Annotated in this window: 7 protein-coding genes; all 7 read left to right on the top strand. The window is 66.0% G+C overall.

Features of this window, described 5'->3' with window-relative positions:
* Nucleotides 1–50: 50 nt before the first annotated feature.
* The 7 genes from J2X45_RS05115 to J2X45_RS05145 all read left to right on the top strand — a co-directional run bounded on the left by J2X45_RS05115 (nt 51) and on the right by J2X45_RS05145 (nt 9,160).
* Entirely contained in the window at nt 51–968 is a 918-nt protein-coding gene (locus tag J2X45_RS05115) for an MBL fold metallo-hydrolase (RefSeq protein ID WP_310212013.1), read from the top strand.
* 142 nt (nt 969–1,110) lie between these two features.
* A complete protein-coding gene (locus J2X45_RS05120) occupies nt 1,111–2,139 on the top strand; it encodes an IS110 family transposase (protein WP_310212015.1) in 1,029 nt (342 codons plus the stop codon).
* A 496-nt stretch (nt 2,140–2,635) separates the two neighbouring features.
* Entirely contained in the window at nt 2,636–3,016 is a 381-nt protein-coding gene (locus J2X45_RS05125; RefSeq protein ID WP_310212018.1) for a hypothetical protein, read from the top strand.
* Between the two features lie 45 nt (nt 3,017–3,061).
* Nucleotides 3,062–4,327 (top strand): TolC family protein, encoded by a 1,266-nt coding sequence (locus tag J2X45_RS05130; protein ID WP_310212021.1) that lies wholly within the window; start codon nt 3,062–3,064, stop codon nt 4,325–4,327.
* Nucleotides 4,324–5,583 carry an HlyD family efflux transporter periplasmic adaptor subunit gene (locus J2X45_RS05135; RefSeq protein ID WP_310212024.1) on the top strand — a complete coding sequence of 420 codons (1,260 nt, stop codon included), beginning with the start codon at nt 4,324–4,326 and terminating at the stop codon, nt 5,581–5,583. The genes J2X45_RS05130 and J2X45_RS05135 overlap by 4 nt, the downstream gene beginning before the upstream one ends.
* Before the next feature lie 11 nt (nt 5,584–5,594).
* Nucleotides 5,595–8,726, top strand: a complete 3,132-nt coding sequence (locus tag J2X45_RS05140; protein ID WP_310212027.1) for a CusA/CzcA family heavy metal efflux RND transporter — start codon at nt 5,595–5,597, stop codon at nt 8,724–8,726.
* A gap of 83 nt (nt 8,727–8,809) precedes the next feature.
* A complete protein-coding gene (locus J2X45_RS05145; RefSeq protein ID WP_310212030.1) occupies nt 8,810–9,160 on the top strand; it encodes a DUF3147 family protein in 351 nt (116 codons plus the stop codon).
* Nucleotides 9,161–9,264: the final 104 nt, after the last annotated feature.

Genomic DNA, 9,264 nt, shown 5'->3' on the forward strand with positions numbered 1-9,264 from the left:
GCATATTCGCATATATACAAGCACACTGGATATCAAGCTGGAACTCGACCATGGCCTTGCCGGACATCGCCCTAGAGACCGCCCGTCGTCTGGCCGACACCCGCACCGGCCCGGAGGTCAAGGCCTTCTTCGACGCCGACACTTTCACCGTGTCGTATGTCGTCAAGGACCCGGCGTCCAACGCCTGCGCGATCATCGACAGCGTCCTCGACTTCGATCCGGCCTCCGGGCGCACCCGTCGCTCGAGCGCCGACAAGATCATCGACCACGTCCAACGCGAAGGTTTGAAGGTCGAGTGGATCCTGGAGACCCACGCCCATGCCGACCACCTGTCGGCGGCGCCTTATCTCCAGAGCAAGCTCGGCGGCAAGATCGCCATCGGCGCGCACATCACCGCCGTGCAGCGGGTGTTTGGCGCCCTGTTTGGTCTTGGCGGCGACTTTTCGGCCGACGGTCGTCAGTTTGATCACCTGTTCCAGGATGGCGAGCATTTTCGCATCGGCGGCCTGGACGCGGTCGTACTCCACACGCCTGGCCATACACCCGCTTGCGTCAGCTACGTGGTCGGCGACGCCGTTTTCGTGGGCGACACCCTGTTCATGCCCGACTATGGCTCGGCGCGGTGCGACTTTCCGGGCGGCGATGCAGCCACGCTCTTCGCCTCGGTCCGCCGTCTTCTCTCGCTACCGCCCCAGACCCGCATGTTCCTGTGCCACGACTACCTGCCAGCAGGACGGACGGATTATCGGTGGGAAACCACCGTCGCTGAGCAAAACGCGGACAACATCCACCTTCATGCAGGCGTCAGCCAAGCCGAGTTCGTCGCACAGCGTCGTGCTCGGGACGCCACCCTGCCCATGCCACGCCTCCTCCTGCCGTCCGTGCAGGTCAACATCCAGGCCGGCCATCTCCCTGAGCCCGAAGCCAACGGCGTTCGTTATCTAAAGCTGCCAATCGACGCGGTCTGAGCCCCCGTGAGGAATGGAGCATGGATCTTGGCGCACCTTCCAAACCCCAACTTGCGCCAGAAGCATGCGTAATCGGGCAGACCCCTGAAGGGTCGAGCTCCCAGTAAGGTCGCGGTTTCAGCCGAGACGAAGGGAGACGACGATGTTCTACGCTGCGTTGGATGTGTCGCTGCGGTCAGTAGCGATCTGCATCATCGATCAGAACGGCAAGGTGCGCCTCGAGGGGTCCGCGCCGTCCGAGGTCCCGAACCTGGTCCGTTGCCTGCGTGAGTTTGGCGAGCCGATCCACCAGGTTGGGTTCGAGGCTGGCACGCTGACCCAGCACTTGACCTACGGCCTGACCGAAGCCGGCTTCGACGTGGTGTGCATGGAGGCTCGCCAGGTGAACGCGGCGCTGTCAGCGATGCGCAACAAGACCGACAAGCACGACGCCCGCGGCATCGCTCAGATCCTGCGGTCTGGCTGGTACAGCCGGGTGCATGTGAAGAGCGTCGAGAGCCACCACCTGCGCGCCCTGATCTCCTGTCGGAAGGTGATGCAGCGCAAGTGCATCGACCTGGAGAACGAGATCCGTGGGCTGCTGAAGATATTCGGCGTGAAGCTGCCGCTGCGGCTGTCGCGTGGCGGCTTCGACATCGCCGTGCGCGACACCATCGAGAGTGACCCCGCGCTCAGCCACGCCCTGCTGCCGATGCTGCAGGCCAGGCGCGTGCTGTTCGACACCTTCACCGAACTCGATCGCCGCGTGCGCAAGGCCGCCCATGCCGATCCGATCTGCCAGCGCTTCATGGGCGTGCCGGGCGTAGGCGAGATCACCGCTCTCAGCTTCAAGGCCGCCGTCGACGACCCTACCCGCTTCAAGAGCTCGCGCACCGTCGGCGCCCATTTTGGCCTGACGCCAAGACGCTTCCAGTCCGGCGAGAAAGACAACCCCGGCCGCATCTCCCACGCCGGCGACGCCGACGTACGCACCACGCTCTATGCAGCCGCCAACGCCATGCTGATGCGCTCCATCAGATGGACCAGCCTCAAGGCCTGGGGCGTGCGGCTGATGAAGACCAAGGGCCGCCGGCGCGCCATCGTCGCCCTGGCCCGTAGGATCGCTGTCGTCCTGCACCGCATGTGGGTCGATGGCTCAGACTTCCGCCCCGGATCGGAGGCTGCGGCATGACCTGACCCTCATAGCCCACCGTCAAGATCCTGGCCGGATCGTCCCATGCGGACGACGGGATGGATGAAGCCGCATACGGCAGTTGCACCTTCAAGTGCGTCCATAAGCACGGCTCTCCAGACCCTGATCCCATGCATGCGTGCAGCGGCTCCGCTCGCTAGGAGCCACCAGACTGCGAAGAGAAGCTTGACCCGCGTGAACGACCCCGGCCCATCAGATCAGCGAGCTTGACCCCTATGCCCGATTAGAGAAGCTGTCGTTGGCTTGGTTCCAGGAACCGGACATTCGCTGGATGCTCCCCAAGCGCTCTAGCCGGGCTCCACCAACACAAGTATTTGGGGCTGCGAAGTTCGGATCGCCCCATGCACCCAATCATCGTCTTGCCATTCGGAGTACGAAACACGACGATACGAAGCAGCATTCGAAGCGCTGAGGAGAGGCCGTGATTGTTGGGAAGAACCGTCGGCTAGGTCGTTGTGTGGGGGCTTTAGCCGTCATGCTGATGGCCCTGCTCGTGGTTCGCGCACCCGCCGTAACCGTCGATCGGCTCCTGCATGACACTGGCCAGGTCCATTCCGCAAACGCCTTCGCGGGCGCGCTGGTCGACCTTCATGAGCATGAGCAAGAGGCGGAGCACGCCCAGCTGAAATCCGCAGCTGACCAAGAAGAGGTCGACGCCGACGGGGGCAGCTCGGCTTTGCATCATCATCATCATCACGATAGCCCATCGATCTATGGACTACCGGAAGGCTCGGGCCTGATGGTCACGTGGTCGTCTTCGCCACTGCCTTTCAGGCTGAATAACGATTTACGCCAAGGGATAGACGCGCTCCTGCAGGACCGACCGCCCAAAGCCCTCCTCGTTTACGTCGCCTGATCCGCGCGGCCCCGGGCCGCGCTCCCGCACGTTCGAGGATTTTCCATGTTCGCCCCTCACCAAGGCCGCGCCCTGCGGCCCTGGCTGCTCGCCACGGCGCTCGCCCTGGCGACCACCGTCTCGGCCCACGCCGAGCCCCTGACCCTGCCTGAGGCCCTGAGTCTCGCGGCCAAGGCCGACCCAGCCCGCCCGGCTCTCGCCGCCCGCCTTTCAGCCGCCGAGGCCGGCGCCCGCCAAGCCGCCGTCCGCCCAAACCCCGTCATCGGCCTTGAGGTCGAGGATGTGGCCGGAAGCGGGTCCTACTCGCTGGTCGATCGCGCCCAGGCGACAATCTACTACCAGCAGAGCCAGGAACGCGGCGGCAAGCGCGCCGCCCGCACCGCCCTAGCCAGGAGCGATATCGCCCTGGCGCGGCTGCGCGACGATGTCCGGGTGCTCGACCTCTTCCACGAGGTGGAGTTGATCTGGATCGACGCTGTCGCCGCCGAGGCCGAGGCCCGCCTCGCCGCAGATCGCCTGGCCATCGCCGAGCGCGCCCAGGCCGAGGTAGGCCGCCGCGTCCGCGCCGCCCGCGACCCGCTGTTCGCCGGCGCCCGCGCAGACGCCCAGGTCGCCGAAGCCAGGATCACCCTGGCCCAGGCGACGACCAAGGCGGCCAATGCGCGCCACGCCCTTTCGGCCTTCTGGGGCGGGGGCGAGATTGAGATCGACCCGGCCGTGCTGGAAAACCTCACCGCCGCCGATCAGGTTGCGGCTCCGGCGTCGCCTACCGACCTTGCCCTGCTGGACGCCCAGCGCGACCTGGCCAGGGCCAAGGTGCGGGTCGAGGAAAGCAAGGCCGTCCAGGATCCGACCTGGCGCGCTGGCCTGCGCTATCTGAACGACGGCGGCGATGTCGCCGCGATCGTCGGGGGCTCGATCCCGTTTGGGCGTTACGACACCAATCGCGGCGCCATCGACCAGGCGCGCGCCGCCCAGACCGCCGCCGATCTCGACTTGATCGGCGCCAAGATGGTGTTTGAGCGCAAGATCGCCGCCGTCCAGGCCTCGCTCGCCCAGAAGGCCGTTGAGGCGAGGCGGATCGACACCGAGATCATCCCCGCCAACGCCCGCACCGTCGACCTCGTGCGCGAGGGCTTCAACCGGGGCGGCTTCTCATACCTCGACGTGCTTGAAGCCCAGAAAGCCCTGATCGACGCCCGATCGCGCCGACTGACTGTCCTCAAATCCTTCCAGATCGACCGCGCCCAGCTCAACCGCCTGACCGGCGCCTTTGCGAGCCTGGTTCCCGCCTCGGAGACCGCCCGATGATCCGCCCGAACAAGCGCCTTAGCGCTTCCCTGGCTCTGGCTTTGGCCGGCGCACTGACCGTCTCAGCCTGCGGCGAGCGCCCCAAGACCGCCGAGACCGAAGGCCACGCCGCCAAGCCCGGCGAGTACGAACGCGGCCCGCATCGGGGCCGGATGCTGCGCGCCGGCGACTTCGCCCTGGAGGTGACGATCTTCGAGGACGGTGTCGATCCGGAGTTTCATGTCTACGCCTATCGCAAGGACAAGCCGATCGCGCCCAAGGACGTTCAGCTGTCGATCGAGCTTTCGCGGCTGGATGGCGAGGTCAACCGCTTCGCCTTCACGCCCGTCGAGGATTATCTGCGCGGCGGCGGCGTGGTCACCGAACCCCATTCTTTCGATGTGAAGGTCGCGGCGACCTATCAGGGCCAGACCCATCGCTGGAGCTACGCCTCCTATGAGGGCCGCACCTCGATCAGCGCCTCGGCCGCCCAGGCGGGCGGGGTGAAGACCGAGATCGCCGGTTCCGCGCCCATCGCCGAACTGGTCGACATGTCCGGCCGCGTCGAGATCACGCCCGAAGGCAAGGGCGAGGTGCGCGCCTGGTATCCGGGGCGGATCATGAGCCTGCGCGGCGAGCTGGGACAGATGGTGCGCAAGGGTCAGCTGCTGGCCCGCGTCGAATCCAGCGAGAGCCTACAGACCTATTCGATCACCGCGCCGATCAGTGGCGTGATCGTCGAGAAAAACCTCAATGTCGGCGACGTGGCCGGCGAGCGGGCGATCTTCGTCATCGCCGACCCGACCAAGCTGCACGCTGAGTTCTTCGTCTATCCGCGTGATGCGCAGAAGGTGCGTGTCGGCCAGCCGGTCGAGGTGCGCAGCCTGTCGGGCGACACCAAGATCATGGCCAAGGTCGAAGCCGTGCTGCCCACCGCCGATCTTGTCAGCCAGACCCTGATCGCCCACGCCCACCTGCCCGGCGGCGCCGATAGCGCCTTCCGACCCGGCATGGGCGTGGAGGGCTCGTTCCAGGTCGGCGCGCAGGTCGCCCCGCTGGCGGTTCGCACCAAGGCCATCCAGCGCTTCCGTGACTTCCAGGTCGTCTTCGTCAAGGTGCGCGACACCTATGAGGTGCGGATGCTGGAGCTGGGCCGTCAGACGCCTGTATGGACCGAGGTTCTCTCGGGCCTCAAACCCGGCTCCGAATACGTCACTGACGGCGCCTTCCTGATCCGCGCGGACATCGAAAAGTCCGGCGCGAGCCACGACCACTAAAGGGGGCGACCATGCTTGAACGCATCATCGCCGCCTCGATCCGGCTGCGCTGGATCGTACTGGCGCTCGTCGCGGTGTCGGCGGCGATCGGGGTCTGGAGCTTCCAGCGCCTGCCGATCGACGCCACGCCAGACATCACCAACGTCCAGGTCCAGATCAACACCGAGGCCCCCGGCTTCTCGCCGCTGGAGGCCGAACAGCGGATCACCTTCCCGGTCGAAACCGCCATCGCCGGGCTGCCCGGCCTGCAATACACCCGGTCGGTTTCGCGCTATGGGCTCTCTCAGGTCACCGTTGTCTTCAAGGACGGGACCGACATCTATTTCGCTCGCCAACTGGTCGGCGAGCGGCTGCAGACGGTGCGCGGGCAACTGCCCGCCGGCCTGACGCCCGAGATGGGCCCCATCGCCACGGGCCTTGGCGAAATCTTCATGTACACGGTCGAGGCCAAGCCCGGTGCGCGACGGCCCGACGGCCAGGCCTGGACGCCGGAGGACCTGCGCACCCTGCAGGACTGGGTGATCCGGCCGCAGCTGCGCAACACGCCCGGCGTCACCGAGGTCAACACCATCGGCGGCTTTGAGCGGCAATACCATGTCACCCCGCTGCCGGATCGACTGTCGGCTTACGGCCTGACCATGGCCGATGTCGTCTCGGCGCTGGAGCGCAACAACGCCAATGTCGGCGCGGGCTATGTCGAGCGCTACGGCGAGCAGTACTTGGTCCGTGTACCGGGTCAGGCCACGGGCGTGGAGGACCTCCAGGCCGTCATCGTCGCCAGCCGCAACGGCGTTCCGATCCGGGTGGCCGATCTCGCCGATGTGGGCCTTGGCCAGGAACTGCGCACCGGCGCGGCCACCGAGAACGGCCAGGAGGTGGTGCTGGGCACTGTCTTCATGCTGGTCGGCGAGAACAGCCGCGAGGTCGCCCGCGCGACGGCCGCGCGTCTGGAAGAGGCGGCCAAGGCCCTTCCGGCCGGCGTCACCGCCGAGCCCATCTACGACCGTACCCATCTGGTCGACCGGGCCATCGCCACGGTCGAGAAGAACCTGGTCGAAGGCGCGATCCTGGTCATCGTCGTGCTCTTCCTGCTGCTCGGCAACATCCGCGCGGCCCTGATCACGGCGGCGGTCATTCCGCTGTCGATGCTGCTGACCATCACCGGCATGGTGCAGTCCAAGGTCTCGGGCAACCTGATGAGCCTGGGTGCGCTGGACTTTGGCCTGATCGTCGACGGCGCGGTGATTATCGTCGAGAACTGCCTGCGGCGGCTTGGCGAAGCGCAGCATCGGCAGGGACGTTTGCTATCCCGCGACGAGCGCTTCTCCCTGGTGGCCAGCGCCGCCGGCGAGGTCATCCGGCCGTCGCTGTTTGGCGTGCTGATCATCACCCTGGTCTATGTGCCGATCTTCGCCCTGACCGGCGTCGAGGGGAAGATGTTCCACCCCATGGCCATCACCGTGGTCATCGCCCTGACGGCGGCGCTGGTGCTGTCCCTGACCTTCGTGCCCGCCGCTGTGGCGATGTTCGTCACCGGTAAGGTCGAGGAGAAGGAAAGCCCGATCATGCGCGGGGCCCGCCGGTTCTACGAACCGGCCCTGGAGATGGCTCTGCGTCTGCGTGTGGCCTTCGTCGCCGGGGCGGTCGTTCTGGTGGTCATCGCCGCCTTCGCCGCCTCGCGGATGGGGTCTGAGTTCGTCCCCAATCTCGACGAGGGCGACATCGCCATGCACGCCCTGCGGATTCCTGGGACAAGCCTTTCCCAGGCCATCGCCATGCAGACGGCGCTGGAGGCCAAGGTGAAGACCTTGCCGGAGGTGGATCGCGTCGTGGCCAAGATCGGCACCGCCGAGGTCGCCACCGACCCGATGCCGCCCTCCGTGGCGGACACCTTCATCATGCTGAAGGATCGCAAAGACTGGCCCGATCCCCGCAAACCGCGCGCGCAACTGGTCGCCGAACTTCAGGCGGTCGTCGCCAAGGTGCCGGGGAACAACTACGAGTTCACCCAGCCCATTCAGATGCGGTTCAATGAACTGCTGTCGGGCGTGCGGGCCGATGTCGCGGTGAAGGTCTATGGCGATGATCTCGATCAGCTGCTGGAAATCGGCAAACAGATCGGCGGCGTTGTCGAGAGTGTCGAGGGCGCGGCGGATGTCGGCGTGGAGCAGGTCACCGGCCTTCCCGTGTTGCAGATCACGCCCGATCGCGCGGCCCTGGCGCGTCTGGGTTTGAATGTCGATGACGTCCAATCGGTCGTCGCCACCGCCATCGGCGGCACGGTGACCGGTCAGGTGTTCGAGGGCGATCGTCGTTTCGACGTCGTCGTCCGACTGCCCGAGGACGTGCGCGGCAAGGTCGATGATATCGGCCGTCTGCGCATACCGCTGCCGGGCAGTATCGATCAGCCACGCGGGTTCGTGCCCCTGCAAGACGTCGCCAAGATCGAGATGGTGATCGGCCCCAACCAGATCAGTCGCGAGGACGGCAAGCGCCGGGTCGTGGTCACCGCCAATGTCCGGGGCCGCGATCTAGGCTCATTCATCACCGAGCTTGAGCGGAAGGTCGCCGCCGAGGTCGAGCTGCCGACCGGCTACTGGATCAGCTACGGCGGCACGTTCGAACAGTTGATCTCGGCGGCCAAGCGTCTGCAGCTCGTCGTGCCGGCGGCGCTGCTGCTGATCTTTGGCCTGCTCTACGGCCTGTTCCGCTCGGTGAAGGACGCCGCCATCGTGTTCTCGGGCGTCCCTCTGGCCCTGACCGGCGGCGTGGCGGCGCTATTGTTGCGCGACCTGCCGCTGTCGATCTCGGCCGGCGTCGGCTTCATCGCGCTTTCGGGCGTGGCGGTGCTGAACGGCGTCGTTTTGGTCAGCTTCATCCGTTCGCTCCGGCAAGGCGGTATAGATCTCGACCCCGCCATCCGCGAAGGCGCCCTCACCCGCTTGCGACCGGTGCTGATGACCGCCCTGGTCGCCAGTCTGGGCTTTGTGCCCATGGCGTTCAATGTCGGGGCCGGGGCCGAGGTGCAGCGTCCTCTGGCCACGGTCGTGATCGGGGGGATCTTATCCTCCACCCTTTTGACGCTGGTGGTGCTTCCGGCGCTCTATCGCCTAGTCCACGGTCGTTCTCGGGAAGCTCAGTAGTCAAGTGCGCGCCACGGCTCATCCTGCAACGCCAGCAGCTGTGGGCCGTGGCGCGACCATCGGGCCGGACATATGGAGAAGCAATGCTCTATTTCATAATCAAGTGCGCGATGTCCGGCGTTCTCATCGGCGCTGCATCGACCATCGCGCGTCGCTATCCGGGCATCGGCGCGATGATCGCATCGCTTCCGTTGGTGTCGGTACTAGGTATGATTTGGCTTTGGCGCGATAAGCCCGATCCGGCCAATATGGCCGCTCACGCGCAGGCCACCTTCTGGTACGTGCTGCCGTCGCTGCCCATGTTCCTGCTTATCCCTACTCTGCTGCGGCGAGGCGTTGGGTTCTGGAGCGCGCTCGCGGCTGGGTGCGTACTCACTATCCTGCTATACTTGGCAATGACTTTGGCAGCATCAAAGCTTGGGCTGCGACTTTGATGCGCCAACGTACTAACCCGCTCGCGCGGGAGGGGTATTTGTTCGGCGCTGAGGGACATCGGGATCCTCCTGTCTGAAGAGGAACGTGGGTCGGCCACGTCCTC

This window comes from Caulobacter sp. BE264, from assembly GCF_031457805.1.
GTDB lineage: Bacteria > Pseudomonadota > Alphaproteobacteria > Caulobacterales > Caulobacteraceae > Caulobacter.

Excerpts from the sequence above, each read along its gene's own strand:
- J2X45_RS05115 (WP_310212013.1), top strand. The coding sequence starts at position 51 with ATGGCCTTGCCGGACATCGCCCTAGAGACCGCCCGTCGTCTGGCCGAC.
- J2X45_RS05120 (WP_310212015.1), top strand. The coding sequence starts at position 1,111 with ATGTTCTACGCTGCGTTGGATGTGTCGCTGCGGTCAGTAGCGATCTGC.
- J2X45_RS05125 (WP_310212018.1), top strand. The coding sequence starts at position 2,636 with ATGCTGATGGCCCTGCTCGTGGTTCGCGCACCCGCCGTAACCGTCGAT.
- J2X45_RS05130 (WP_310212021.1), top strand. The coding sequence starts at position 3,062 with ATGTTCGCCCCTCACCAAGGCCGCGCCCTGCGGCCCTGGCTGCTCGCC.
- J2X45_RS05135 (WP_310212024.1), top strand. The coding sequence starts at position 4,324 with ATGATCCGCCCGAACAAGCGCCTTAGCGCTTCCCTGGCTCTGGCTTTG.
- J2X45_RS05140 (WP_310212027.1), top strand. The coding sequence starts at position 5,595 with ATGCTTGAACGCATCATCGCCGCCTCGATCCGGCTGCGCTGGATCGTA.
- J2X45_RS05145 (WP_310212030.1), top strand. The coding sequence starts at position 8,810 with ATGCTCTATTTCATAATCAAGTGCGCGATGTCCGGCGTTCTCATCGGC.